The sequence below is a fragment of the Oleiphilus sp. HI0132 genome, assembly GCF_001635845.1.
This window is the reverse complement of record NZ_LWGJ01001573.1, coordinates 1-607: the sequence shown is the minus strand read 5'-3', so window position 1 is coordinate 607 and position 607 is coordinate 1. Positions and strand designations below refer to the sequence as shown.

The following is a 607-nucleotide window of genomic DNA, read 5'->3' as shown; positions in this document are numbered from 1 at the left end:
CACCTCTGTCGACCCTCGCCAGATATCTGTATTGTTTGAGCGCTTTATCAGTAAGGAGCGCAATGAGCCGCCTGATATCGACGTCGATTTCGAACACGAACGCCGTGAAGAAGTCATTCAGTATATTTATCAGAAATACGGCCGAGAACGAGCAGCCTTAGCTGCAAGCGTCATCACTTATCGCTTTAAAAGCGCCGTCAGGGATGTTGGTAAAGCCTTAGGTATCGCCGAAACACAACTTGAGTTTTTTATTAAGAACGTTAATCGACGTGACCACAGCTTGACTTGGCAGTCACAGATCATCGAATTAGGACTCAACCCAGACACAGGTAAAGGCCAGCAGTTTATTAATCTCGTTAATGAAATTATGGGATTTCCTCGTCACCTTTCACAACATGTTGGTGGCTTTGTCATTTCATCCGGACCGCTATACGAACTCGTACCTGTCGAAAATGCCAGTATGGAGGCACGTACCGTCATTCAATGGGATAAAGATGACCTGGAAAGCCTTGGGCTACTGAAAGTCGATGTATTGGCGCTCGGTATGCTCAGCGCTATCCGTAAGACATTTTCCCTTATTCAACAATACCACCAACGAGACTTGAGC

At 46.1% G+C, this 607-nt stretch carries 1 pseudogene; it reads left to right on the top strand.

Annotated elements, in window-relative coordinates:
- A pseudogene (locus tag A3766_RS24330) lies at positions 1 to 607 on the top strand (error-prone DNA polymerase); the annotation flags it as partial.